Below are 25,192 nucleotides of genomic sequence, written 5' to 3' on the forward strand. Positions count from 1 at the left end.
CTTTCAGACAAAACTTATTGCCTGCCTTATCATATGATTTATGCCTATTAGCTGTGAATCCAGCCTACAGGCCACGCATGGATTTTTTCGTAATTTCCTTCGTTTTTGTCTTAAGAAGCTGCCAATTTCCATCACGGTACTCCCATTCGGAATATATATCAGTTAGAGCATCTGCATGATAGGCCCCACTTACCCGCTGGACACCTTTTAGCCCCTTACGTTTACCAGAAATTTTGGTTATGTTGAATAAAGAATAGGGATCAACCATTACTTCTGTCGGTTCATTCAGCTTTCCATTCTTTTGGTACATCCCCAATTTTATATAGTCTTTTTTCCTGTTGCTTACATCAAGCACTAGGGGTTTCTGGAGAGGGACTGACATAACAATCTTATAGTTATCTAAAAACTGCCCGGTTATGGATACAGGTGGTGGCACGCTCAAATCCTTTGCTTTTCCTCCAGTGAAGGTGTAGGCATAACTGTTAATGAGCCCGCCACTTGATCCTGTTGAGATGGTCACATAAACATCCTTCAATCCATCCCCGTTAAAGTCTGCAAAGTGCAGCTTGGGGTCAAAGCCTGCATCAAGAGGGAGATTAACTTTTTTACCGTCTTTGACTTCCACTACAAGATTGATTTCTCTTAAAAACGCGCTGTCTTGTTCATAGGGAATTCCAACAATTGAAATCCGTTCCTTTTTTCCATCACCAGTCACATCACGTTTTTTTGTAACAATGATCTTTTCCTCTGGTTCTGAGTCAAACTGGGCCGATACCGCTCGATAGCCAAATACTGACAATGCTAAGACAATGAACATGATGATATTTATCAGCTTTTTGACTCGCAACATTCTTTAACCTCCTTTCAAGGGATTTTTCGATTGCTTCTTCTGTAAATAGTGTTTATCGTTCATAAACATCCTCCAGAAATAAACAAATCCCGGAAACAGAATTACGAAACCTGCAATATAAGTATAAAAAACGGCACGGAACGAATTAGGATCCGTGAATCCCGATTGAATGGTCATCTCGGGATATACCATATATGGCAAATGTGCCTTGCCATAAACATAACTGGCAATCAAATATTGAATCGTGATGGCTACTACTGCTGCCCGAGGCATCCCGGAGATATCATGTTTCGAAAAGAAAGGAAGGTAAAGCGCGACGCCCCCTATCAAAAAGAAACAAATGGAAGCAATTAACAAGGGCAGGTCATCCATCATATTTTCATAAATCCAATTCGCTTCTGTTCTAAGAGTCATCATGATCAAAAACGCCATTATCAATGAAATGGGACCAGCAATCATGGCATCTTTACGGTAAACCCTGTAAGCTTCAGGCTCATTGGAAACCTTTGAATAATCGGAAAGCAACAAAGAAGACAAAAATAAGGTGCTGCTGATTGCAAAACCGATAAATGCATATTCGTTCGGGCTGGTAAACAGCTTGCCTAAATCAAGGCTTACACGATCCTCGCCAAAATTCACATATTCTCCATGTGAGATAGGTAAGACGCTAATTAATAAAGCAGGTATTAGAATTCCGGCAATACCGGAGATGTAGGTAAGTATTTTCCGATATTCAAGTGCCACATTAGAAAATACAAGAAAGGCGCTCCGGAGAGCAAGCAATAGCAAAATCATGCTTCCGGGAACTAAGAGGATCGTTCCAAGTGTGTAGGCTGCTCCTGGAAACATGCTGTAGATTGCGATTACAAGAGCAACAATAAACGTATTCGTAACCTCCCAGGTAGGAGAAAGGTAACGATTTGCTATGTTCGTTGTACCCGTTTTTTCCCTATTGATATAAACCATTGACCAAAAGCCAGCGCCAAAGTCCATTGTAGCCATAACCGAGTAAATAAACACAAATCCCCACAGTACGGTACTGGCAATTATTGCATCCGCCACTTAATCTCCTCCTTTATGAATTTGAACCGAATAGTTGCACTCCTTTTTGTTCTGCCCGATGAATATCATCCAACACAGTATTTCTCTTAAAGTAATAAAGCAGTACAAACACGACTGCAGCCCCTAAAATAGCATAAACAATGATAAATAATGTATAAAGGATCCCAAGATTGCCGGTTGCAGTAACCGAGTTTGCAGTGGACAGCGTCCTATATATGCTCCACGGCTGTCGTCCGCTGCAGCCCAAGATCCACCCGCTTTCAATAGCAGCAACAGAAGCCGGTCCAGACAATACAAAAATCCATAATAAAAATTTCGGGAACCTGTCTTTTTTTAGCCATTTATCCCAAATCACAGCAACAATGGCCAGTAAGATTAACAGCGATCCTGTAATAAACATGATATTAAACATGGTATGGACCCATAGTGGCGGCCACAGCTCTTCGGGATAGTCGTTTAACCCTTTCACTTCAGTGTCAAAGCTGTTCCCTGCCAAAAAGCTTAAAAGCCAGGGAATTTCAACGCCCCATTTCACTTCGCGGTCCTCTCTATCGGACCATCCCAGTACCGTTAACGGCGCATGGGTTTGGGTTTCAAATAATCCTTCTGCAGCAGCCAGTTTTTCAGGCTGATCTTCAAATACGTGCTGTGTCGTAGCGTGTCCGTTGAGCGCTGTAAGTAAAGCGAAAATCCCTCCGGTTATAACCGCCATCATCAATGCTTTCTTGTGAAATCCATACAACATCGAGCCTGCACCTGCTTTTAGCATTTTAAATGCAGCAACCGATGCCACTACAAACGCGCCTGTTGTATAGGCAGAAAGCGCAACATGGCCAGCGGTAACAAGAAAGCTTTTATTGAAAAAAGCTTGCCATGGTTCAACATCGACAATGCGTCCATTCTCTACCCTGAAACCTGCAGGAGTTCCTTGAAATGCATGCACATTGGAGATCAGCACAGCTGAGGCAACAGCCCCAAATGCCACCAGTGTTAAGCTTATGATTCTCATCGAAGGGGGAATTCTGTCAGCTGCGTAAACATAAATCGACATAAACAAAGCTTCGATAAAAAAGGCATATATTTCAATTTGAAAAGGCAACGCCATAACGCGTCCGATTACCTCCATAAAACCTGGCCAAAGCAGAGAAAGCTGCACACCGGCAATTGTACCGGTTGGAATGCCAACACCAAGCAGAACTGCGAAGGCCTTTGTCCAACGCTTCGCCATCACTGCGTAGTGAAAATCATTTGTTCGCTGGTACATCAGTTCAGCCAGCAGCATCATAAGCGGCAATCCGACCCCAATTGTTGCAAAAATAATATGAAACCCCATCGTCGTACCAAACATCGCGCGGGCTATAACTACTTCATCCATAATATCTTTCCTTCCCTAATTTTTTTCTTAGTATTTTCCAAAGGAAAAGAAATTATTGAGGAAGTTTCCACTATTTATGATGAGAGTGTGGGAAAATTAAAAAATCAGCATGGCCTAAGTTGCTTTTACGAGGAATAAAGCACAAATTGGCAGGATGTACTCATAAATGGAAAGTAGTAAGTAATGAGCTAATGTCGGGGGATAAAAAGAAAAGCCTGTTATCGATAAAATAACAGACGTTTTACCATCAAAATCGCTATAATTTTAAATCAGGATATGTAACATTCAAAGAAAATAATACTAATTACCTATAAACTAAATATTTATTAATCAAATGCCTTTTCAACAACCATAAAAGAACGGTTATGCTACAGATTAAGAAATATTCTACCCTAACTCAAAAAGTCCCCTCCAAGTATGCTTTGTACTAAAGGGGACCAATTTTTAAGTCGTTTATTGTTTTTGTCTTAATTTGGCTCTATACGATAGGAAGCCAGCCTGGAATACTTGTATAGTACTCCCACATTTGATCTGAGATCGCCAACTCTTTCTGATCTTTTTTCGATAGAGTGGTACGAATATTTTCTTCTTCGCCAGCTTGGACTTTTTGTACCCATTTTGGTTCCATTATCAATTCGCGGCCTAGCGCAATTAAAGGAACACCCGATCCAAAAGCCTCCATTACTTCATCAGGTGTCCGCAGCATGCCAACACCGATCACTGGAACTTTGTCGCCTACACGCTCGTGAATCATTACTACGCGTGACGTTTTATCATTCTCATCACGTATGGATCCGTTCCAAAATGCACCCACAGAAATATGGAGATAATCCAGTTCTAGATCAGCTAATCTATCTACTAATTGAAGGGTGTCGTCCATGGTGATTCCAGGATTTTCTCTTTCTTCAGGAGATAAACGATAACCAACTAAGAAAGGTTTTGTTGCATGATCAGCAACTGCTTTCTTAACAGCGTCTACAACGGCCAGCGGGAAAGCCATACGCTTTTCGAGTGTTCCACCCCATTTGTCTTCCCTTCTATTGGAATGCGGGGAAAAGAATTGCTGGATTAAATAAGTATTGGCGCCATGGATTTCAACTCCGTCATAACCCGCTTCAATGGCTCTTCTTGTTGCCTCGCCAAACGCATTAACCATATCAGTGATCTCTTCAGGCGTCATTTCTCGCGGCACCATAGCATCCTCGCGTTCAGGTGCTACTGCGCTCGGCGCTATAGTCTGATGGTCAAGCAATTCCTCGGGGGGACACATTCTACCTCCATGAAAAATTTGCAGGATGGCCTTGGATCCTCTATCCTGGATTGCTTTCGCCACCCTCCTGAGGCTCGGAATTAATTCATCAGAATCCGCTCCAAATTCACCAGGAAAACCTTTTCCGTTCCTTCTAACGTATGTACAAGCTGTGATTACCGCTCCAACACCGCCCGCACGTTCCTCATAGTAAGCAATTTCTTCATCTGATACTTCACCATTTTCATGGGATGCAGTATTCGTCATAGGTGCCATTACAATACGGTTCTTTATTTCAATACCTGAACGGAAAGTAAATGGTTTAAAAGCAGCTTCATATTTAGAATTCATTGTTTGATTTCTCCTTTTTTCAAATAATTTCTTAGGTCTATATGCTATCTGATAACTATTGTTAATGAGGGGCTTAGGGAAATCAGGACCCTTTCTAGACTTCCCTCTGCAGGCATAATGATACCTGTTCCCCTGTCCCCTGCAAGATCTAATCTTATTAATTAGGTTACAACTGTAATCAATGGCAGCTGTGTTTCTAAAAAGACTAATCGGCTTAAACTGGTCTATTCACTTTTGGTAATATCCGCCAAAATTTCATAAGAACGCAGGCGGGCACTGTGATCATAAACCTGGGCTATTGCCATGATTTCATCGTAATTACTGTCTTTTATAAATTTCTCCAGCTTTTGTTTCACAGTTTGAGGACTGCCCACAATAGAAGTTCCTAATTGATTCTGAAGAGCAGCTATTTCGTAATCGCTCGCTATGTCATGAATGTTATCAACTGGCGGCTGAAGCGGCACTTCATTACCGCGCATCAGATTCAAAAATTGTTGCTGCAAGGTTGTAGCCAGGCGCTGTGCCTCTTCGTCCGTGTCTGCTGCAATAATGTTTAGCCCGACCATTGCATATGGCTTTTCCAATGCTGCAGAAGGCTTAAAGGAACGGCGATATAACTCAAGAGCTGGTTTTGTATTATGCGGTGAAAAATGGCTGGCAAAAGCAAATGGCAATCCAAGCTCTCCTGCCAGTTGGGCACTGAATCCGCTTGAACCAAGCAACCATATTGGAATGTTTAACCCTTCACCTGGAACTGCCTTAACATGATTGTTTCCTTGTCTTAAAGCCGGGTCGAAATAACCACGAAGTTCAGCAAGCTGTTCAGGGAAGTCATCTCCGGTACTTCTCAGGTCGCGTCTTAATGCACGGGCGGTAAGCTGATCTGTACCAGGTGCCCTTCCAAGACCAAGATCGATCCGGCCAGGGTATAAGGATTCAAGAGTTCCAAACTGCTCAGCGATTACGAGTGGTGCGTGATTCGGCAGCATGATTCCACCTGAACCTAACCGGATTTTTGATGTACCTGCTGCTACATGCCCAATAACTACAGAAGTAGCGGAGCTTGCGATAAACGGCATATTATGATGTTCAGCCAGCCAATATCGGTTATAACCAAGTTTTTCCGCAAGCTGTGCAAGCTCCAAGGTATTACGAAAAGAGTCAGCTGGGGTACTTCCCTCAGTAATTGGAGAAAGATCCAGGACTGAGAACGGAATATCACTAAGTTTTATAGGGTTTTCATTTTTGGACATACATTCATCTTCTTTCTCTAAAAATTTTTGTAATAATCTAGGTCGTCATATTTCCCTTCAGTAACTGGGATCAATGTTTAACTTTTTGCAGCTTGTCCCAAAATTTCATAAGAACGCAGCCGGGCCTCGTGATTAAAAATTTCTGTATGGGCCATTATTTCATCGGCACCCGTCTTTTCTATTAATTCATGTAATTGCTGCTTTACACCGGCAGGATCCCCAATAATGGAAGTGAAAAGCTGTTCTTCTACAATCTTGCGTTCCTGCTCGCTCCAGTGCTGATCCATATCATCAACAGGAGGCAAAATAGGAGACGGCTGTCCACGGGTAAGTAATAGAAATTTTTGGTACATTGATGTCGCAAGCCTTTGTGCCTTCCGCTCATCGTCGGCTGCCACCACTTGAACAGCCAACAACACATACGGTTTTTCCAGAAAACTGGATGGTCGAAAACGTTCCCGGTATAGATTGATGGCCTCCATCATATTTCCTGGGGCAAAATGGCCTGCAAAAGAAAAAGGCAAACCAAGCATCCCGGCCAATTCCGCACTATACAACCCAGATCCCAAAAGCCAGATCGGCACATTTGTTTTTTCGCCAGGAATGGCGTGAAAACTATGTGACCCATTTCTCATGGTTGTGCCTGAACCATATAAATATGCGATAAGCTCTTGCAGCCGTTCATCAAATTCAGGTTCCCCAGCCACCCGTTGCCGCAAAACATTTGCCGTAAATTGATCGGTACCAGGTGCTCGTCCCAAACCAAGATCGATCCGTCCTGGAAAGAATGCTTCTAGTGTCCCGAATTGTTCAGCTACGGAAAGCGGTGAATAATGGGAAAGAAGCATCGCTCCGGACCCAATACGCATTCTCTCTGTAACAGAAGCTACTCGTCCAATCACGATGGGTGATGCGGAACTGGCCATCCCCACCCAGTTATGATGTTCAGCCAGCCAATACCGATTATACCCCCACTTTTCGGCCTTCTGTGCCAAATCGAGCGTATTATGAAGGGAAAGTTCTGCCGATCCTCCTTTTAGGATCGGTGATGGATCAAGTACAGAAAGTTCTATTTTGTTCGTCATAAGTCATCTGCCTTTTCATAATTTGAATGTCTAAGATTGATCCGTACCTTGATGAGTTGGAAAATGTGGCAGTACAAATTCTCCAAGTTCCTGAATTACTTCAGCAGGAGGGCGTTTTGAAAAATACAAGACAAATGCCAGATGATTAACACCAATCGATTGGAATTCATAAAGCAAATCCACTAAATGATTTCGTCCCACTGCAAAACCAAGGGGTATGGGTACCGGTAACGCATCGGGATTTTCCGATAAGTCGATAAATAAGCTCTGGGAAAAAGGTTTAAATATCCCTGGCGCATGGAATTCAGTTAATGTCCTGTAATCGTTTATCAGTCTAGCTTGCTGTTCTATGCTTCTCGGATATTGAATCCAGCCGTCCCCGTGCTTGGCAATCCATACCATTGACTGATTGCTGAACCCGGTCACCATGGTTGGTATCGACGAAACAGGCTTTGGGATCAATCTCATATCTGTGCCATTTATGACACCAGAATCACTATGGATTGTTGGCCGATCCTCTTTTAATAGCCTATCAAGGTCTTGAAAATGCTGTTGAAATAACGTGCCACTTTCACTTTTGTCTACCCCCAGAGCGATGAAGTCTTTTTCCCGGTCACCTGATGCCACTCCCATAATCAAACGCTCTGGAAACAGTTTATCAATAGAGGTTGCTTCCTTGGCCACTCGTACGGGATGCCGCAGAGGAAGAACTACGCTTCCTGTCACTAGTGCAATTTTCTTTGTATGTGCAGCAAGATATGTTAAATAAATCCATATATCATACATTTGACCGTTATCATCGATATTTAGATTCTGGATTGTAACATCCCGGAGCCATAGTGAAGCGAAGCCATATTCCTCGATTTTACGGGCAAGCTCCAGTTGATTCTCCATAATGGGATTTTTGGACATTCTAGCAGTGGGGAGGACAAATTCAAGTGACATTTTGTCTTTTTGGTAGATGCTGTTATAAGCACGGTGATGTAGTAAGCTCACTCTCATCCTCCTTTATTAGTGGTTATATTTTCAATCCGATATACTTTTCAAGCTGTTTTATTGTTTCCTCATTGCGACGATAGTATGTCCATTGACCAATTCGTTTCATTTCCACTAGACCGCTTTGCAGCAGGATTGTTAAATACTGTGAAGTAGTGGACTGTGAAATGCCTATTTTGCTTCGAATATCACTTACACAAATCCCTCCTTCAAATCCTTCATCCTTAGTGACATGGGCCTGTGATGAAAAATTGTTTTCAGGGTCTTTTAACATTTGAAGAATACTAACTCTTGTCTGGTTTGACAGAGCTTTAAAAATTTCAATCGCCTGTTCATCATCTATAGGAGTTAATTCCTGATTCAACTTGGCTGCCCCTTTCTACTTGCTATAAGGATGTTCAATTGATTGGAGGGTGAATGCATATCTATAATTTGCGATATTTCTATATTATCCTATCGCTGTTTATTTATGAAATCAAATGAAGTGCTTGCAGGATTGATAAATAAGAGGCAGGTATTAATAGTGGTGACCCATTCATAATAATTTGCTTGTATTAATTGGTTTAGTCTTGGTAAAACTTCCATGTTACATAATTTTTCATATGTCCTCCCCTCCAATCTTACACATCCCTAACAAAATCACAGCGCGTATGGCGAAGTGTTAAAAAGGGACGGTGAATTTTTTTCTTCAATCGATGAACCCAAACAAGACTTAAGCATAAAATGAATAATGGCCTTTATTTGAAACTGATTATAATCTAACGGAATCTGAATGGATGAGTACAAGCTTTTTTGATGGACGACAGTCTTTTGTGTTGATAGAACTGGTATTTAGTCCATATGGCATCAGAACTTGTAAATATAACTTGTATTGATATCTCCTATGAATTAATTGAAATATGTTGTATTTGAAACTATCTAAGGTGCATTTTTAAAGTATTTTATTAAGTTTGTCGTATTTTTGCAGCCACATGGAATATGTATGATGTATAGCAACTGATTGGCACTTTAAGAACCGTATAAAAACCGTTTTAATTTGAGGAGGAGTTAATCCATGTTTTTTTATACACCAATGATAATCAATCTTATCGGATTTAAAATTAATACGGTTGATAACGCATCAGTGGTGAATTCAGGATCCCTTCAGTTTGTTGACCAGCTTATTTCCTATAAGAGGAATCAGGCAGTAGGAGAACAGAATGGCGATTTCTCACCGATTAATATACCAATTGCCACCATTACCGACCAAGATGGAGTTGATAGCAATACGAATAAAAACAGTGGTGTATAACGTTTCAATCATAATCTTGCTATAGGGGCCGCGCCTAAAGGTATTGATGCAGTCGGGGTTCACTCTTTTCATAAAACTTATTCAGGTGGTAGTCTTTTAGGCTACCACCTGAACTTATTAATCTCCTCTTTTATAGCACTTCATAAAAGAAGGAGAGCAGAAATAGTTTGATATAAAATAGAAAAAAGCCCCAAATGGAGCTCCTCGCCATGTAATATTTATACTCTGGGTCCAGATCCAGAAACGAATGAGGAAGGTGCGTCTACCTGATCACGGTCGTCCACGAAGCTTCGTGTTCCAATAAACCCGCTGCCATCTCCCATATTTTGGCCAAGGCCCATTGTTTTCTTATCTGAATTATGCCATTCCGCCAATAAATTTTGGCCGATATTTACCGCCGAAGCATTCTCAAACGAATTAATCTTTATGATATTTATATTGATATTAATGTAAGGTACAGGTGATGGCATACGAATTCCCCCTTGATAAATTCCCGAGCAGAGGTTACGAAGATTTCATTTCTGAATAAACATCTAAAAAATCATCATCTAACATTATCTTAAAGGAAGACGCGACAACGGTATGATCAGACAATTGCTGCCCAAATCCCTGGCTCTTCTTAGCTACCACATTTCTATCTATTTTTGATGTGGATCCATAAGAAACAGAGCTTAAATGGTCTGCATTGTTGATGATAATATTTCCAATATTAACTTTTGACGGGATGAAAGACATGTACCTACCTCCTTATTCTTTAAATCTACTAGTTGGAATGCGTTTAAATCACACTGTTTTTGATGGTAGGGCTGTCGCTTAAATCCGCATCAACCAATAAACAAAATGGGAGAAAATAAGGTGAAAAATCGCCATTTTGTTCACCGACTCCCTGGTTCCGTTTATAGGAAACAAAAAAGTCAAGCTGCTGGATAGGACCCATATTCACAGCGGCACCATTGTCAACTGCATTGATTTTATATGCTAAAATATTCACCACCATCGGCGCGAAAATCACCATGATCACTCCCCATTACGTAATGATGGATCAGCAGTATAGTTTTAAGTTTATTCTGGCTATCTTATAAAAGAATAAAATTATCACAATTCCATAAAACTTTTTTTCACTCAGCTTGAAAGGTCGGGACCGTTTTCTATATTGATCTCTGTGTAAAAGTTATCAGGTTCATCAGAATCTGTCTCTGTCCCGCCTTGAGGAGCTTCCTCAGGATAATCTCCTGAACCTGTTACGGAGCTGTTTTTTATCTCTTTTAGCTCCTCCATGTCCTGTTTCATTTTTTCATTAGCTTCCATTGGCACATGACCCGTCCCGTATGTAGCACCAATATTTAAAGCTCCGCTAAGTTCTTTGATGCCCAATTGGGAAAAAGTATTGTTCTGTTCATACTTGTCTACAAAAAGCTTGTCTATATGAAGCGCTTTAATAATTACATTTTTTTCGCTATTTAGTAAACTGTCCTCGAGAGTTGTTCCGCCATTATCCGGGCTATTAGAATCTGGCAAAAATTCCGGATTGTGACTGGCTTTTATTTCCTGTAAAGAAGTATTGTTTTCCAGTGAAGTAATTCTACTATCCAATTCTTCCATTTTATGAAAGTAAAAGGAAAGTTTATTCAATAAGGCAGACGACTCAAGGCCCTCAGCCGGATCATGGGGATCTTGTCTGACGTTTGATATTGTTGATTCGCTTTTCGTATACCTAACATGATCTTGATTGTAAAGATTGACCAGTTTTTCTTCCATGTTGTTTATTCTTTCATCTAGTTGCGATAATTTCTGACTATATGTAGACCGATGTGCGGCCTCTTGGTATGGTTGCTGCACATTATTTTGCTCAAGTATGGAGATCTTTTGGGTTAACTGATCCAGTCTATTTTGGTATGAATAAAGCAACTGAAAAATTTTCTGCTCGGAAACCATTTTTTTCTGCTGCCGTTCCCTTAAAGTCTCATTTCCATCAGTTGTATTTTTAAAAAAATCTTCAATCTGATTTCTTAAGAATAGAAGCGGCTTTACATTGCTCTCGAGCTTTAAAAAACGCTCCATATGCACTTCAAGTGTATTGATTCTCCTGACCTGTTTTTCTAATTCCATCAATGTATGATGCAGCAATTCATTATTCGATCTTTGGTTGAACATTCCTTTTAAAGGCATGGACCATCCCCACATTTTTAAGTTGTTTTATTCCCGGACTTCGCAAAAGAGTTTTAAAAATAAGAGATATTTATAGAAATAAGCGAGCGTGTTAAGGTTAAGGTTTGGTCAAAAATGTTTACAGGATATTAACCGGTTGCTCTTCATTAAATTGCCTTCTATATGTCAATATTAGCAGCCCATTCTCAAATTTCGCCTGTATCAGGCTTGGTTCCGCAGGTTCAGGGAGTGTTATAATCCTTTGGAAATCTCCATGGTTTCTTTCTTGAATGATAGGCTGCCCGGTTACATATTGTTTCAATGAACCTTTCAGCATAAGTTTATTTCCTGAAACAGACACCTGGAGATCTTCTTTTTTATATCCCGCTAAATCAGCGAGAAGAATAATATCCTCTTCATTCATATAAATATCAATATAAGGAAAATTCTGATTCCGAGATGAATTTGGAGACGGGTTAAATGGTGTGCCATTTTCGCCCGAATCATTCATGAACTGAGACATGGTGGATTGATCGAACACGCTATTCCAGAAATCCGTAGTTTGATATTTTTTGGCTAACTCCATCCATTGCATTATCTTTTCAAAATCCAAGTTGCTAACCTCCAGTAAGTTCCTAGAATATTGGATTGGCATAACCGGGAGTTTTCTGGAACGGAAAGAGCATTTACAATACTATATGTCCGAAAATGAAATAAATTACCAGGAACAAGGGTGGCTGGGAAGATTTGAAGAATAGACAGAACGAGCCAAAAGCGTACTCTTGGCCCTCTTAGCTAGCTATAAATTGTCTATAGGGTGTTAACTCTTTGTTCCCGCCCTATAATCCTCATACGCTTTAAGCATAAAGTGGAAATAATGTTCGAAATTCTGTACCCGACGGTTTATAATTTGCTCATACGTACTTTGATCTGGAAGGAGTGAGAAGAGATGCCGATCAGGGTTGCTCAGTGCATCGTCTGTATTCACTTCGATTAACCATAATTCTCCATTTTTATCCACCCCGTAGTCAATGCCTACCTCTACAAATGGGTGGTACTCATCCAATTTTTCACAAATGCTTACGGATGCATGAGAAATGCGTGTATTAAACAATTCATGTTTCTCTCCAGGAAACAAAGCAGTTAGCACTCTATCTGTTGGAACAACGGAACCATTGCTAATCTTTACGTTTGAAACAATGGAACCTTCCCCGCCAACCCGGACTAAACTACCTTCATAAATCCATTTTCCCTCTAGATCACGCTGTATATGTGCCCGTATATCAAAAGCATGACCGTTAAAATCCATTATAGGGGCATGTTGTTGGACGATGACTTGTTTTTCACCATAGATATAGTCAAGTTCTTCATAGAACTGCTGAAATTTAGGGAAATGTTTGGTAGCTCCATTCTGAAGCTTCCAAACATAATGGCCCTGTTGTAAACGGACCGTACTAATGAGTTCTCCACCCCATGTTGATACCGGCTTTATATAGATATTTGTATGCTTTTCTAACAAACTCCTTATTGACTCTTCTGAAAAAAGCTCTGTTTCAGGCAGATGAAATGCCAAGGATTCTAAGGAATTGAATATTTTGTACATCTCCCATTTGTTAATAAACGCCCTTTCCGGGTCGACGATTGACGACAAACTAATCACCCCACGCTTCTGTTAGTTCGTTTTCCCAAATTTTCACTATTTCGTTTAAATTGTTTACATGTACGATCTTAGTTCTTAATCGCTTTAATTCTTCCTCATCAAATACTCCCATACTTAAAATGATCACCAAATCGTTTTTTTCAAACAGAAGGGCCGGCGGGCCGTTAAGGCAGATCACCCCTGAATTGGCCTCACCGGGAATTGCATATGTTTTCCACCTTGCTGCATTACGTAAATTTGTGACCTGAACGATTTCATAAGGTAAAATATCAGCCGCTTTCATCAGCACTTTATCAATTGTTATGCTGCCGGGATAATCAAGCTCCGCCATCGTAACAGTCGCTCGATGGATTTTGCCTTTACACATATAACGCTGCATCCTGCACCTCCAAAATCATGGGCTTATAACTTTAAGTATGCGACTTATCGGAAATTGTGCATCATTTTTAACTTTTTATGGTAGGAAAAGAAACTGGAAAACAGGAAGCCCATAGCTTGCAGGCATGTAATTTATCGCGCACCCTGAACGCTGTGTGGTTAGAATGCTAGGATTATTTTTAAAAAAAGAAGTTTTTTATTCACTGAGACATAAAGGACAAGATTTCTGAATCATGCAAGTAAATTGTCCTTCATAGCGGATATGAGAACGAAATTTTTGAATCAACCAAGTGAAATGTCCTTCAGCGCTCTAAAGTCATGCGCTGCAGTTACTAAAAAACTGCATCTTAACATTCAGCGCTTTTCATAGTCTTTTAATCATGAAAAAGGCCAAACCCCGTAGGATTTGGCCGCTTATCATTACCTGCTTATGAATCTTGGGAACCGGTATCTTCTTCGATACTGACTTTCCAGATTTCCTTTGCTTTGCCGCTTTCACTTTCATCAACTACAAATGATCCGTTTGTATAACGGTCACTGTATTTAAGTGCAGAAACATGAATGGTTTCAATATTTCCTTTTTCTGTTTCAATAAAAATGGAATCTGACATTCGTACCGTTTTAAATCCAATAATTCGGTGAGGGTTCGATTTTAATTCTCTTAATACAACAACACCGCGTTTTGCCCTGCCGGATTTTTCAAATTCGGAGAGCTTCATTTTTTTGACAGCTCCGCGTTGGGTAACAATTAAAATCGCTTCTTCGCTATCCTTCGTTAGGACCTTGCCTCCTATGACATGGTCTCCCTCTTTCAGGTTAATGCCCTTAACACCTGCCGCCCGGGCCCCTACAATGCTGACTTCTTCTTCATCAAACCATAGGGAGAAGCCAAAATGAGTAACCAGGAATACTTCGCCCTGTCCATTTGTCAGGTGGACATCGATAAGCTCATCGTCCCCTTTTAGGTTTAGCGCTACGAGTGACTTTGAATAACGCTGGGCCTTGTACGACGCAAGCTCCGTTTTTTTGACCATGCCGTTCTTGGTAATAAATAATAAAAAGCCCGGCTGTGTAAAGTCTTTGACTGGGATCGCTCCCACAATTTGTTCATCACGCTCGATCGGAATAATATTAGCAATATGCTGCCCCGTTTCCTTCCAACGGATATCCGGAAGCTGATGGACCGGGCAGTATAAATAATTCCCTTTATTAGTAAACAGGAGGAGCACATCAGTCGTGTTGATTTCAAACTTCTCCAAGAGACGGTCCGAATCCTTCATGCCGAAATCGAGCCCGCCGGATGCTGCGTAAGACCGCAGTGAAGTTCGCTTTACATACCCTTCCTTCGTGACCGTAACCATAACATCTTCACTTGCGATGAGAACTTCCATGTTGATCTTGATTTCTTCGATTTCTTGCTCGATTTTAGAACGGCGGACATCATTGAATTGCTTTTTTACCTGTTTTAGCTCTTTTTTAATGACTTGGAAGAGCACCTTTTCGCTCTCAAGGATCGCTGTAAGCTCGGCGATTTTGGAGTTTAATTCCTCTGCTTCAGCCTGAAGCGCTGTAATATCCGTATTGGTTAAGCGGTATAACTGCAATGATACAATCGCTTCAGCCTGAGGTTCTGTAAACTGGAACCTTGCAATTAAATTATCTTTTGCGTCCCGCTTGTCATTGGAAGCGCGGATTACCGCTATTACTTCATCCAGAATGGATAGTGCCTTCATCAAACCTTCAACGATATGGGCACGGTCATGCGCCTTTTTTAATTCGTAGCGAGACCGGTTTAATATGACTTCCTTGCGATGCCCGATATATGCATCAAGCATCATGGGCAGTGTCATTAAAGTCGGGCGTTTTTTATAGATGGCCACCATATTGAAATTATATGGAACCTGCAAATCCGTATTTTTGTATAGATATTGCAGTACACCGTTTGAGTCCGCATCTTTTTTCAGCTCGATTACAATCCTTAGTCCCGTCCGGTCGGTTTCATCCCGGACCTCCGCAATCCCTTCCACCTTTCGATCAATACGAAATTCATCAATTTTTTTAACGAGATTCGCTTTATTGACTTCATAAGGGATTTCAGTGACTACGATTTGCTGCTTTCCGCCCCGAATTTCTTCGACCTCGGCCTTCCCTCGGATAATTATTTTACCCTTTCCGGTTTCGTAGGCCTTCTTTATTCCATCTACACCCTGGATAATCCCGCCTGTTGGGAAATCTGGACCCTTAATCACCGTCATCAGTTCATCAACAGTAGCTGCAGGCTTCTCAATGCGCATAATCGCTGCATCAATCACCTCACCTAACTGGTGCGGCGGTATTTCGGTCGCATAACCAGCAGAAATGCCGGTAGACCCATTGACGAGCAAATTGGGGTACATAGCAGGAAGGACAACAGGTTCATTGGAAGTATCATCGAAGTTTGGAACGAAATCAACCGTATGCTTTTCGATATCTCGCAGCAATTCAGATGCAATCGCAGAGAGCCGGGCTTCCGTATAACGCATGGCTGCAGGTGGGTCTCCATCGACGCTCCCGTTGTTTCCGTGCATTTCAATCATGACATTTCTCAGCTTCCAGTCCTGGCTCATCCGCACCATTGCTTCATATACGGAAGAGTCACCATGCGGGTGGTAGTTACCTATTACATTCCCGACCGTTTTTGCCGATTTCCGAAAAGCCTTCTCATGTGTATTTCCTTCCACATGCATCGCATACAATATCCGTCTCTGTACAGGCTTTAGCCCGTCGCGGGCATCCGGAAGTGCCCGGTCTTGGATGATATATTTGCTGTAGCGGCCGAACCGGTCGCCGATTACCTCCTCAAGGGGCAGGTCCCGGAATTTTTCACTTAATGACATTAGTTAGCCTCCTCTGCAACCGACATATTTTCATTATCTAAAATATTCGATTCTTCTTCGAGACCAAACGCAACGTTTGCTTCAATCCACTTTCTCCGGGGTTCTACCTTGTCACCCATTAACGTGGTGACGCGCCTTTCAGCACGTGCCGCATCATCGATTTTGACGCGGATTAGCGTTCTGGTCTCAGGATTCATCGTTGTTTCCCAAAGCTGGTCGGCATTCATTTCACCAAGGCCTTTATAGCGCTGAATCATATAGCCTTTGCCGACTTTCTTGATCGCTCCTTGGAGTTCGTCGTCACTCCATGCGTATTCCAGCACTTCTTTCTTCCCCGTCCCCTTGCTCACTTTATATAAAGGCGGCAGCGCAATATACACTTTACCACCCTCGATCAACTGTTTCATATACCGATAGAAAAATGTTAAAAGCAGAACCTGAATATGTGCTCCGTCCGTATCTGCATCCGTCATTATGATCACCTTGTCGTAATTTGTGTCATCCAAAGCAAAGTCCGGTCCCACGCCAGCACCGATTGCGTGAATAATCGTGTTGATTTCTTCATTTTTGAAGATATCGGCAAGCTTTGCTTTCTCCGTATTGATCACTTTTCCCCGGAGCGGGAGCACTGCCTGAAAACGCCGGTCACGGCCCTGCTTCGCTGAGCCTCCAGCTGAATCCCCCTCCACGAGGTATAATTCATTTTTTTGTGGATTTCTAGATTGAGCAGGTGTTAGTTTACCAGATAGGACCGCCTCGGATTTCTTGCGTTTCTTGCCGCTTCTTGCATCCTCCCTGGCTTTTCTTGCAGCTTCACGGGCCTGGAAAGCCTTGATTGCCTTTTTTATGAGTAATGTAGCGGTCTCTGGGTTTTCCTCCAGGAAATACGCGAGATGTTCAGAAACGATAGAATCAACCGCGGAACGAGCCTCGCTTGTCCCGAGCTTGCCTTTGGTTTGGCCTTCAAATTGCAGCAGTTCCTCCGGTATTCTTACGGAAATGATTGCAGCTAATCCTTCTCGGATGTCAGAGCCTTCCAGGTTCTTATCCTTCTCCTTAAGCAGCCCCGTTTTTCTAGCGTAATCGTTGAATGCACGGGTCATTGCCGTCTTGGATCCAACCTCATGCGTGCCTCCATCCTTTGTCCTGACATTATTCACAAAGCTCAATACATTTTCTGAATAGCCGTCATTAAATTGGAAGGCAAACTCCATTTCAATGTTATTTTGCTCACCTTCAAAGCTTACTACGGAATGAAGGGAATCTTTTTCTTCATTTAGGTATTGCACAAATGCCTCAATGCCGTTTTCATAATGGAAGACCTCTTGCTGTCCATGACGTTCGTCAATCAGTTCAATCTTCATGCCTTTTAAAAGAAACGCCGACTCCCTCAATCGTTCACATAAAGTTTCATAGTTATAAGTTGTTGTTGAAAAAATGGATCCGTCCGGCTTGAAATGGATTTTGGTACCGGATTGATTGGTTTTACCTTGCTTTTCAAGGGTCGTTTCGGGTTTTCCGCCGTTCTGGAACCTTTGTTCATAAATAAAGCCATCACGTTTGATTGTAACAACTAGCCATTCGGACAGGGCATTGACGACCGAGGCACCTACACCGTGCAAGCCTCCGCTTGTCTTATATCCGCCCTGGCCGAATTTACCACCAGCATGGAGGATCGTTAAAATGACTTCGGGGGTAGGCTTACCGAGCTTATGCATTCCGGTAGGCATCCCCCTGCCTTTATCAGCCACGCTGATGCTATTGTCTTTATGGATTTTTACGATGATATGGTCTCCGTATCCGGCCAATGCCTCGTCAACCGAGTTATCAACAATCTCATACACTAGATGGTGCAGGCCCCTGGCATCGGTGCTCCCAATGTACATCCCCGGGCGTTTCCTAACTGCTTCAAGCCCTTCCAGAACCTGAATCGCATCATCGTTGTATTCAATTGGTTTTGCGTTTTTTGCCACAGAAATTCCCCTTTCCTTGCAACACACAATTTCCGGGCCAGATCATTCTTATGATATGACTCTTTTGCTATTCGCAGGAAATATGATATTTAGTTATACTTTATATCTTAAGTATAAATGATATGCTAACAAAGAACAAATGTTCGCTTTTTTGCGTTGTTCTTCCAATTACAAGCTGAAAATGGTGTAATGAAAAAAATATACATTCAGCCCTTTAGTGTCTATGACTTATTGTAGCGATATTTTTTTATTTAGCAAATACCGATTTACAAAACAAAGTAATTTCTATCAGTCTGCTGCTCTTTTTTACCCATTAAAAAAAGGAGCTCCAATGCTCCTTTTCTCTCCTATTTTACCTGCTTAGCGCATGCTCCACTTTAATGCAACGGTCCATGATCACGGTGTAGCCCTTTTCCTTCAGGAAATTGTAAGCTTCTTCATTTTCCAGACCAAGTTGCGCCCAGAAAACATCAGCATCAATTTCCGTAAATTCCCTTGCTACCTCAGGCAGATATTCGGACCTTCTAAATACATTTACGATATCGACATGACCTTCTACTTCTTTGAGAGATGGTACCGCCTTTACACCCAGGACTTCGTTCACAGAAGGGTTGACCGGTATGATTTCATATCCATTATCCCGCATTGCCTTAGAAACCATATACGAGGTACGTTCCGGATTGTCGGAAAGCCCGACAACCGCTATTCGTTTTGCTTTTTTCAAGATATCCCTAATTTCTTCACGGCTTGGGTTTTCAATAGTCATTCTGCCATCCCCTTATTCATATTTTAATTTCTTAAACTTGCTTTGCTATACTTATACATACCCTTAGTCTATAAATTAAATCAACAAAAATGATTTATACCGCCACGTCCTTCTCGGCAACTTTTTCTTTTTTCGCAGCAAAATAGCGAGTAAACTGGTCTGTGATGATTGCTACGATTGACCCAAAAATCAGCCCATTGTTTAGGAGAGAAGCGATGATGGGAGGTAGACCGGTGAAGGCCTCAGGCGGAACGAACATCAACCCGACACCACTTATCAGCGATACACCCAGCACAGTCCGTATTCTTGAGGTTTCTGTTTCCCTGTCAATCTCAGAGAAAGCTATACCAATCATAGTTGTAAAAACGGCAAACATAACCGCATAGCCCACAGGCACCGGCAATGCTACTAAAAAGCCCATTACACCAGGGATAAAGCTTGTAACGATGACAAGTAGCGAACCTACAAGAAACGGAAGCCTTGCTGAAGCCCCCGTTGCCGAAATAAACCCTGCGGCTCCGGATATTGGCACAGGCCCAATTGCCCCGAATGCCCCACCAATCATTTGGTTGATTCCGGTTACGAATCCGCTGGCCTTCAAATTTGCTTTTATGGGCTTCTTTATCTGATGATTTACAACAGACTCAACAACACGTATGCTTGCTATCATATTTGTTAATAGGAGCAGCGTGACAAAAACTGCAGTCATTGTCATTCCGGCATCAAAAATAGGCGGGCCGAATGCAAACAGCTTTGGCAATGAAATGACGGTACCGTAATCCATTGAGACCGGTTTTGTTTCACCAAAAACCGCGAACAAAATCCAGCCTCCAGCTATTGCGATCAATACACCAAATTGGCGGATGAAACGATTCCTATGCCTTGTTAAATAAAATGTGCATACAACGGTAATAATGCTTAATCCTGCTATTTTTAAATCTACTTTGCTGCCAGTAAATCCGATGCCAAGCATTCCAGCTAAAAAAGATTTGCTTAACTGTAAAACAAGCAGCAGCAAATAGGCTCCCGTTACAACTGGGGAAAACAGCCTGCTAATTTTTTCAATTAGACCGGCCGCACTTAAGAGTATAAAAATGACGCCGCTTACAAAAAGGGCCCCTTGTAGCACCCTAAGCGTTTCTGCTTGCGAATTGAACAGAGTTTCGCTCAAACCTGCATACAAGGCAAAAACACCCCACCATAAGCCTGCAGGGCCTTCATTGACAGGAAGCCTATGGCCCAGAAGGATTTGCAGTAACCCCGCGACACCCAAAACAAACATGGTGCGCTGCACAAACCCAGCCGCTTCCGTACCTGATAATCCAAACAACGAAGCTACAGCTATGGGCGCAACAATCGAAGAAGCAAAGATAAAAGCTGTCCACTGGATTCCCGCCAATAAAATTTTCATAGTTTCGACTCCCCACCGTCATTATATGACTATTTATACATCACAAGGATCCCGTATGTTTTTTCCATTTTAATAGCGTTTCCTATGCCAGGGTACTTTTTAGAAAGTTTATTTGTTTGAAAAAGCAACTATTGATGGAGCGAAAATTTTTGCAGCTATGGAATGGTTTTTTCTCGTTAACATGTTAAAATAAACTCGGAACTTATAAAAGAGGTTTGTTATATCTATTTAGTTAAGAAAGGGCAATTTTATGAGTATTATTATCATTACGATTCTTTTGGCTTATCTTATTGGTTCGATTCCATCGGGCTTGATTATTGGAAAGGTTTTTTATAAAACCGATATTCGCGAGCACGGCAGCAAAAACCTAGGCGGTACCAATACTTTTCGCACACTCGGTGTGAAGGCCGGGTTAGTAGTCACCGTCATGGATATCCTGAAAGGTACGCTGGCAACAAAACTACCCGACATCCTTGATGCCGACATCCATCTGCTGATAGCCGGCGTAGTGGCTGTAATCGGCCATATGTACCCAGTCTTTGCGGGCTTTAGAGGCGGAAAGGCCGTTGCGACATCTGGCGGCATTTTACTGGCATACGAACCCTTGTTGTTCTTGCTGCTGGTATTGGCTTTCTTCCTATCCCTATATCTGACAAAATACGTATCTTTATCTTCTATGATTGTTGCGATTATCGCTTTAGTGTATACCCTGATTACAGACATAACTGACATACCCTTGCTAATTGTGCTAACAGTACTTGCAATCTTTATTTTTTATAGGCACAGAGCAAATATTAAACGGATCATCGATAAAACTGAACCTAAAATTAAATGGCTGTAAAAAACGCGGAAAGCCCCTGGATGGGACTCTTCCGCGTTTTTTATACCTTTAGCAAGACAAATTTCTTTTTCCCAAAAATGTCTTCTTCTACATCTATTTTTGTATCCTGGAAATACGGTTCATCCCGTTTGTGAATAAGAATCTCGATATCCTCGAAACTATGGACCGTATCTTCATTTAGCGGCTTCTCTTCCAGAGAAAGCTTTAGTTGGGGTCCGCCTCAGCCAATTCCCATCGATGCGCGCAGGTATAATTTATCACCTGGATGCTGTTCACTTTCCATAATGGAGCGGATTTTGTCATAAGCGACGGCAGTTAGTTTTACCATTTGAATTCCCTCCCTTTTGTAACGTTTAAAACGATATAAAAATATCATTTCCTTTGGCCTATTGCAATTAAACCGCCTTTAAATAGTGACGAGAATTATCCTATTGGTATGTAAAAAAGGGGAACAAAAAATCGCCCTTTTTTCTCAAAACTTTTGACAAAAAACTACAGTTGAATGAATTCAGGCCATGTTCAATAGTTATCTTTAGCCCCTGAAAGATACATTTCATGCAATTCCTGATCTGTTTTTATGACAGTCTGTCCATCCTTTTCTAATTTTTGATAATGTTCAGGCTTGAAGCTTGAATTTCTTGCCTTTGTGGATGCTTTGCCCATCTCGGAGCGATTTGAATAAGGATGATTTCTCATTGCTATCGAACTCCTTTACATTTATCTTTTTATATGGTTATTATCCCTTTCATCCAACTGCTAAACATGTTCCCTACAATACCAATCTGTTAATGACCATGTTATATTGTTAACAATCGCCCCCGGATAAAAGCTAAACGACCAATAAAGATTCCAGTTCTTTTTACATTAAAAGTCATTTACGAAGGAAACAGCCTTTTCCATAATTGGCAAAAGGCTGTATATTTCTGCTTATATTAAGTCATTCCCAACTCTTGATTTCTACTCCTCTTGGTACGCACAACATCTGCAGTTTGCTTAGTATCAAGTTCCAATTTTGTTAAGGCTTGATTAATCGCGGAACTTGTTCTGGAATAGAAATTGCTTTCACCTATCAAAGCAAATAAACCAGTCTTTTTAAATAATTCTTTGGGCTGTTTTTGCAGACCGGAAATCATTACTAGCCGCTCTTGTTGCTTGAATTGGGTTACTATTTTAGTAAGCAGTGCTTCTCCCGATGTATCTAGAAATGAAACTCTCCCCATTCTTAAAAGGAGAACCTTTGGCTTAGAACGAAGAATTTCATCTACTTCTTCTTCAAGACGTTCAGCTGAACCAAAGAATAGAGGCCCTTCCACAGAATAAATAGTCATCTGTGGATGCTTTGATCCTTTTTCAACGATTTCAGGCTTTAGCAGTTGATCGTTCGGGTCCGTTAGACCCTTTGATACCTTAAGCGTACTGCTCATGAGTTTCACAAATGCTAGCAGAGCTAACAAAAGGCCTACCCCAACACCCGTAGTAAGGTCGATAAAAACTGTCAACAGGAAGGTAACAACCAATATAAGTGAATCCATCGTTTTCGTTTTCAAAATATGTGCAAATTCCTTGCGCTCACTCATGTTCCATGCGACGAACATCAGAATAGGCGCCATGCTGGCTAATGGAATCGCGGAAGCATATGGGGCAAACACCAGCAAAATTAGCAATACGACAATGCCATGTACTACACCGGACAACGGAGAAGCGGCATTATTTTTAATATTTGTTGCGGTGCGTGCGATTGCACCAGTAGCCGGTATCCCTCCAAATAGTGGAGTGACCATATTAGCTACCCCTTGGGCCATAAGCTCTTTATTACTATTATGCTTAGTGCCCGCCATATTGTCTGCCACTAAAGCCGATAATAATGATTCAATTCCTCCAAGCATAGCGATAACCAAAGCAGCGGGGAGCAATTCAATTACCAGGCTTGCTGTGATCTCTGGAAACTGAAAGCTTGGCAGTCCGTTTGGAATAGCCCCGTAGGTAGATCCAATGGTTGCGACCTGAGATGGAAAAAATAACGCAGCAACCAAGGTTGATACAATCAAAGCAAGAAGAGCACCAGGAATTTTCGGGAAAAATTTAGGTGCCAATATTACGATAGTTAAACTAATGGATGCTACTACTAAACTGTAAATATTCAGGGTATTTAAATTCGAAAAAATCTCTTTCATATTTAAAAAGAAAGCTTCTTCTTTTTCCAGGTTCCGCAGCCCTAAAAAGTTGGCGATCTGCCCTGAAAAAATAATGACCGCAATTCCGGCAGTAAAACCGATGGTAACAGGACGAGGGATAAACTTGATAAACCTGCCTAACTTCAAAACACCCAAAAGGAAAATAATGATGCCTGCCATAAAACCGGCAATCAATAATTTTTCATATCCGAACTGGAGCACAACTCCCAGCAATACAGGTACAAAAGCTCCCGTTGGGCCTGCAATCTGAAACTTTGATCCCCCAAAGAGAGAAACGATAATCCCAGCAATAATCGATGTGTAAAGTCCATATTCCGGTCTTACTCCCGATGCAATCGCAAAAGCCATCGCTAAAGGAATCGCCACAATTCCAACTATCAAACCAGCAACGAGGTCTTTTTGAAAATGGCTAAGGCTGTATCCATCGAATCTGCGAGTAATATTCAATTTAGGTTCCCTCCCTTACACACTCAAAATTTGAGAGCTGTTACGTTCTGCACAGTTATATCCATCTAGAACAAGATCTAATTTCCCTGTTTCTGGATCGATAACCATACCATGAACAGCAATATTGTCCGGCATTAAAGGGTGATTTTTGATTAAATCAACACTATTCATGACACTCTCTTTTACACATGGAAAGCCCGATAACCATTTAGATAAATCAATACCTGCGTGATTTAAGGTATCGATCCGTTCCTGGCTTACTCCCCTTTTCTTGGCAGCTTCAAGTAATGGGGATGGCTGAAGGCCAATCATGCCGCACCCATGATGTCCAACTACACAAACTTCTTCCGCTTTTAACTCATAAATAGCAACAAGTATGCTTCGCATAATAGAACCAAAGGGATGAGAAATAACCGCTCCAGCATTTTTAATGATTTTTGCATCTCCGTTTTTCAAACCCATGGCCTTTGGCAGCAATTCCAACAAGCGGGTATCCATGCAGGTTAAAATGACAAGCTTTTTCTCGGGAAACTTTGTCGTTTGAAATTCTTCATACTTATTTTCGTTCACGAACTTACTATTAAAATCCAGTATTCCAGAAATAATTGACATACTATAATCCCCTTTCATTTCGCCGTTTTGCAAGATTGGTATATTTACTGATTTTATTTGCGGAGTCCCTACCAGAAGGAAGATTCCAAGATTCTTATTGTTTTAGTGTGCTTGCTAATATATTGCCACCCTGTGAAGAAACCCTCCCCCCATGTCACCTAACTAGATATCGAAGAACTCCTTTCTGAATTATTTAAAAACTTATATTAAAAGCTAATCGCAAATTTTGTAGAAATTGTGCAGATTTTCTAATTTGAATCTTTATACCTAACCCTGCAAAAACCTAACAGACCGAACGCTTTAATAGGACAATGTGCATAATTTTTTCAAATTTATAGATTAAAGTTTTAGAGGGAACGTATAATATAATCTA

24 protein-coding genes are annotated in these 25,192 nt (G+C 41.4%); 2 read left to right on the forward strand and 22 right to left on the reverse strand.

The genetic code is table 11. The features are described from left to right. Positions 1-64: 64 nt before the first annotated feature. The 8 genes from CUU64_RS18345 to CUU64_RS18380 all read right to left on the reverse strand — a co-directional run bounded on the left by CUU64_RS18345 (position 65) and on the right by CUU64_RS18380 (position 8,564). Entirely contained in the window at positions 65-850 is a 786-nt protein-coding gene (locus CUU64_RS18345; RefSeq protein ID WP_101635124.1) for a hypothetical protein, read from the reverse strand. 3 nt (positions 851-853) lie between these two features. Next, the gene (locus CUU64_RS18350) at positions 854-1,912 is read right to left on the reverse strand and encodes a cytochrome d ubiquinol oxidase subunit II (protein WP_101635126.1); all 1,059 of its coding nucleotides are present in this window, start codon (positions 1,910-1,912) and stop codon (positions 854-856) included. A gap of 13 nt (positions 1,913-1,925) precedes the next feature. Beyond that, positions 1,926-3,287, reverse strand: coding sequence for a cytochrome ubiquinol oxidase subunit I (locus CUU64_RS18355; RefSeq protein ID WP_101635127.1), 1,362 nt, complete (start codon positions 3,285-3,287; stop codon positions 1,926-1,928). Positions 3,288-3,765: 478 nt separating this feature from the next. Beyond that, positions 3,766-4,887, reverse strand: a complete 1,122-nt coding sequence (locus CUU64_RS18360; protein ID WP_101635128.1) for an NADH-dependent flavin oxidoreductase — start codon at positions 4,885-4,887, stop codon at positions 3,766-3,768. Between the two features lie 224 nt (positions 4,888-5,111). Continuing rightward, positions 5,112-6,140 carry an LLM class flavin-dependent oxidoreductase gene (locus CUU64_RS18365; protein ID WP_101635129.1) on the reverse strand — a complete coding sequence of 343 codons (1,029 nt, stop codon included), beginning with the start codon at positions 6,138-6,140 and terminating at the stop codon, positions 5,112-5,114. A 77-nt stretch (positions 6,141-6,217) separates the two neighbouring features. Beyond that, positions 6,218-7,225, reverse strand: coding sequence for an LLM class flavin-dependent oxidoreductase (locus CUU64_RS18370; RefSeq protein WP_101635130.1), 1,008 nt, complete (start codon positions 7,223-7,225; stop codon positions 6,218-6,220). A 30-nt stretch (positions 7,226-7,255) separates the two neighbouring features. Beyond that, a complete protein-coding gene (locus tag CUU64_RS18375) occupies positions 7,256-8,221 on the reverse strand; it encodes a TIGR03571 family LLM class oxidoreductase (RefSeq protein WP_101635131.1) in 966 nt (321 codons plus the stop codon). A gap of 22 nt (positions 8,222-8,243) precedes the next feature. Continuing rightward, positions 8,244-8,564, reverse strand: a complete 321-nt coding sequence (locus tag CUU64_RS18380) for an ArsR/SmtB family transcription factor (protein ID WP_180954678.1) — start codon at positions 8,562-8,564, stop codon at positions 8,244-8,246. 711 nt (positions 8,565-9,275) lie between these two features. Between CUU64_RS18380 and CUU64_RS18385 the strand changes: the two genes are divergently transcribed. After that, complete coding sequence (locus CUU64_RS18385; protein WP_101635133.1) at positions 9,276-9,512, forward strand: hypothetical protein; 237 nt, start codon at positions 9,276-9,278, stop codon at positions 9,510-9,512. A 218-nt stretch (positions 9,513-9,730) separates the two neighbouring features. Here the strand turns inward: CUU64_RS18385 and CUU64_RS18390 are convergent, their stop codons facing one another. The 11 genes from CUU64_RS18390 to CUU64_RS18440 all read right to left on the reverse strand — a co-directional run bounded on the left by CUU64_RS18390 (position 9,731) and on the right by CUU64_RS18440 (position 20,724). Continuing rightward, positions 9,731-9,982: a hypothetical protein gene (locus tag CUU64_RS18390; RefSeq protein WP_101635134.1), complete on the reverse strand. Its 252-nt coding sequence runs from the start codon at positions 9,980-9,982 to the stop codon at positions 9,731-9,733. A 34-nt stretch (positions 9,983-10,016) separates the two neighbouring features. After that, on the reverse strand, positions 10,017-10,247 hold the full coding sequence (locus tag CUU64_RS18395; protein WP_101635135.1) for a hypothetical protein: 231 nt from the start codon (positions 10,245-10,247) through the stop codon (positions 10,017-10,019). Between the two features lie 43 nt (positions 10,248-10,290). Next, the gene (locus tag CUU64_RS18400; protein ID WP_101635197.1) at positions 10,291-10,524 is read right to left on the reverse strand and encodes a hypothetical protein; all 234 of its coding nucleotides are present in this window, start codon (positions 10,522-10,524) and stop codon (positions 10,291-10,293) included. A gap of 110 nt (positions 10,525-10,634) precedes the next feature. Continuing rightward, the gene (locus tag CUU64_RS18405) at positions 10,635-11,681 is read right to left on the reverse strand and encodes a hypothetical protein (protein WP_101635136.1); all 1,047 of its coding nucleotides are present in this window, start codon (positions 11,679-11,681) and stop codon (positions 10,635-10,637) included. Positions 11,682-11,799: 118 nt separating this feature from the next. Beyond that, on the reverse strand, positions 11,800-12,273 hold the full coding sequence (locus CUU64_RS18410) for an Hsp20/alpha crystallin family protein (RefSeq protein ID WP_101635137.1): 474 nt from the start codon (positions 12,271-12,273) through the stop codon (positions 11,800-11,802). A gap of 207 nt (positions 12,274-12,480) precedes the next feature. Beyond that, positions 12,481-13,311: a YheC/YheD family protein gene (locus tag CUU64_RS18415; protein ID WP_101635138.1), complete on the reverse strand. Its 831-nt coding sequence runs from the start codon at positions 13,309-13,311 to the stop codon at positions 12,481-12,483. Between the two features lies 1 nt (position 13,312). Then, positions 13,313-13,699 carry an aspartate 1-decarboxylase gene (gene panD, locus CUU64_RS18420; protein WP_101635139.1) on the reverse strand — a complete coding sequence of 129 codons (387 nt, stop codon included), beginning with the start codon at positions 13,697-13,699 and terminating at the stop codon, positions 13,313-13,315. 427 nt (positions 13,700-14,126) lie between these two features. Beyond that, a complete protein-coding gene (gene parC, locus CUU64_RS18425; RefSeq protein WP_101635140.1) occupies positions 14,127-16,574 on the reverse strand; it encodes a DNA topoisomerase IV subunit A in 2,448 nt (815 codons plus the stop codon). Continuing rightward, on the reverse strand, positions 16,574-18,526 hold the full coding sequence (parE, locus tag CUU64_RS18430; protein ID WP_374702738.1) for a DNA topoisomerase IV subunit B: 1,953 nt from the start codon (positions 18,524-18,526) through the stop codon (positions 16,574-16,576). Before parE ends, parC begins: the two co-directional genes overlap by 1 nt. Positions 18,527-18,899: 373 nt before the next feature. Then, the gene (locus tag CUU64_RS18435) at positions 18,900-19,313 is read right to left on the reverse strand and encodes a CoA-binding protein (RefSeq protein ID WP_101635142.1); all 414 of its coding nucleotides are present in this window, start codon (positions 19,311-19,313) and stop codon (positions 18,900-18,902) included. Between the two features lie 94 nt (positions 19,314-19,407). Then, positions 19,408-20,724 (reverse strand): purine/pyrimidine permease, encoded by a 1,317-nt coding sequence (locus CUU64_RS18440; RefSeq protein ID WP_101635143.1) that lies wholly within the window; start codon positions 20,722-20,724, stop codon positions 19,408-19,410. 250 nt (positions 20,725-20,974) lie between these two features. Here CUU64_RS18440 and plsY point away from each other — a divergent pair, with 250 nt between their 5' ends. Beyond that, positions 20,975-21,565: a glycerol-3-phosphate 1-O-acyltransferase PlsY gene (gene plsY, locus CUU64_RS18445; protein ID WP_101635144.1), complete on the forward strand. Its 591-nt coding sequence runs from the start codon at positions 20,975-20,977 to the stop codon at positions 21,563-21,565. Between the two features lie 519 nt (positions 21,566-22,084). Here the strand turns inward: plsY and CUU64_RS22190 are convergent. The 3 genes from CUU64_RS22190 to CUU64_RS18455 all read right to left on the reverse strand — a co-directional run bounded on the left by CUU64_RS22190 (position 22,085) and on the right by CUU64_RS18455 (position 24,819). Then, positions 22,085-22,261, reverse strand: coding sequence for a hypothetical protein (locus CUU64_RS22190; RefSeq protein WP_180954671.1), 177 nt, complete (start codon positions 22,259-22,261; stop codon positions 22,085-22,087). A gap of 236 nt (positions 22,262-22,497) precedes the next feature. Beyond that, positions 22,498-24,207, reverse strand: a complete 1,710-nt coding sequence (locus CUU64_RS18450) for a SulP family inorganic anion transporter (RefSeq protein ID WP_101635145.1) — start codon at positions 24,205-24,207, stop codon at positions 22,498-22,500. Positions 24,208-24,222: 15 nt separating this feature from the next. Further along, on the reverse strand, positions 24,223-24,819 hold the full coding sequence (locus CUU64_RS18455; protein ID WP_101635146.1) for a beta-class carbonic anhydrase: 597 nt from the start codon (positions 24,817-24,819) through the stop codon (positions 24,223-24,225). Between the last annotated feature and the right edge of the window lie 373 nt (positions 24,820-25,192).

Origin of the sequence: Bacillus sp. V5-8f, assembly GCF_002863565.1 — a bacterium.
In the GTDB taxonomy this organism is placed as follows: Bacteria; Bacillota; Bacilli; order Bacillales; family DSM-1321; genus Peribacillus.

What these genes read in the sequence shown, in the direction of transcription:
- CUU64_RS18405 (WP_101635136.1), bottom strand. Translation starts at nt 11,681, where the DNA reads ATGCCTTTAAAAGGAATGTTCAACCAAAGATCGAATAATGAATTGCTG.
- CUU64_RS18365 (WP_101635129.1), bottom strand. Translation starts at nt 6,140, where the DNA reads ATGTCCAAAAATGAAAACCCTATAAAACTTAGTGATATTCCGTTCTCA.
- plsY (WP_101635144.1), top strand. Translation starts at nt 20,975, where the DNA reads ATGAGTATTATTATCATTACGATTCTTTTGGCTTATCTTATTGGTTCG.
- CUU64_RS18370 (WP_101635130.1), bottom strand. Translation starts at nt 7,225, where the DNA reads ATGACGAACAAAATAGAACTTTCTGTACTTGATCCATCACCGATCCTA.
- CUU64_RS18395 (WP_101635135.1), bottom strand. Translation starts at nt 10,247, where the DNA reads ATGTCTTTCATCCCGTCAAAAGTTAATATTGGAAATATTATCATCAAC.
- CUU64_RS18345 (WP_101635124.1), bottom strand. Translation starts at nt 850, where the DNA reads ATGTTGCGAGTCAAAAAGCTGATAAATATCATCATGTTCATTGTCTTA.
- CUU64_RS18455 (WP_101635146.1), bottom strand. Translation starts at nt 24,819, where the DNA reads ATGTCAATTATTTCTGGAATACTGGATTTTAATAGTAAGTTCGTGAAC.
- CUU64_RS18435 (WP_101635142.1), bottom strand. Translation starts at nt 19,313, where the DNA reads ATGACTATTGAAAACCCAAGCCGTGAAGAAATTAGGGATATCTTGAAA.
- panD (WP_101635139.1), bottom strand. Translation starts at nt 13,699, where the DNA reads ATGCAGCGTTATATGTGTAAAGGCAAAATCCATCGAGCGACTGTTACG.
- CUU64_RS18385 (WP_101635133.1), top strand. Translation starts at nt 9,276, where the DNA reads ATGTTTTTTTATACACCAATGATAATCAATCTTATCGGATTTAAAATT.
- CUU64_RS18355 (WP_101635127.1), bottom strand. Translation starts at nt 3,287, where the DNA reads ATGGATGAAGTAGTTATAGCCCGCGCGATGTTTGGTACGACGATGGGG.
- CUU64_RS18390 (WP_101635134.1), bottom strand. Translation starts at nt 9,982, where the DNA reads ATGCCATCACCTGTACCTTACATTAATATCAATATAAATATCATAAAG.
- CUU64_RS22190 (WP_180954671.1), bottom strand. Translation starts at nt 22,261, where the DNA reads ATGAGAAATCATCCTTATTCAAATCGCTCCGAGATGGGCAAAGCATCC.
- parC (WP_101635140.1), bottom strand. Translation starts at nt 16,574, where the DNA reads ATGTCATTAAGTGAAAAATTCCGGGACCTGCCCCTTGAGGAGGTAATC.
- CUU64_RS18360 (WP_101635128.1), bottom strand. Translation starts at nt 4,887, where the DNA reads ATGAATTCTAAATATGAAGCTGCTTTTAAACCATTTACTTTCCGTTCA.
- CUU64_RS18440 (WP_101635143.1), bottom strand. Translation starts at nt 20,724, where the DNA reads ATGAAAATTTTATTGGCGGGAATCCAGTGGACAGCTTTTATCTTTGCT.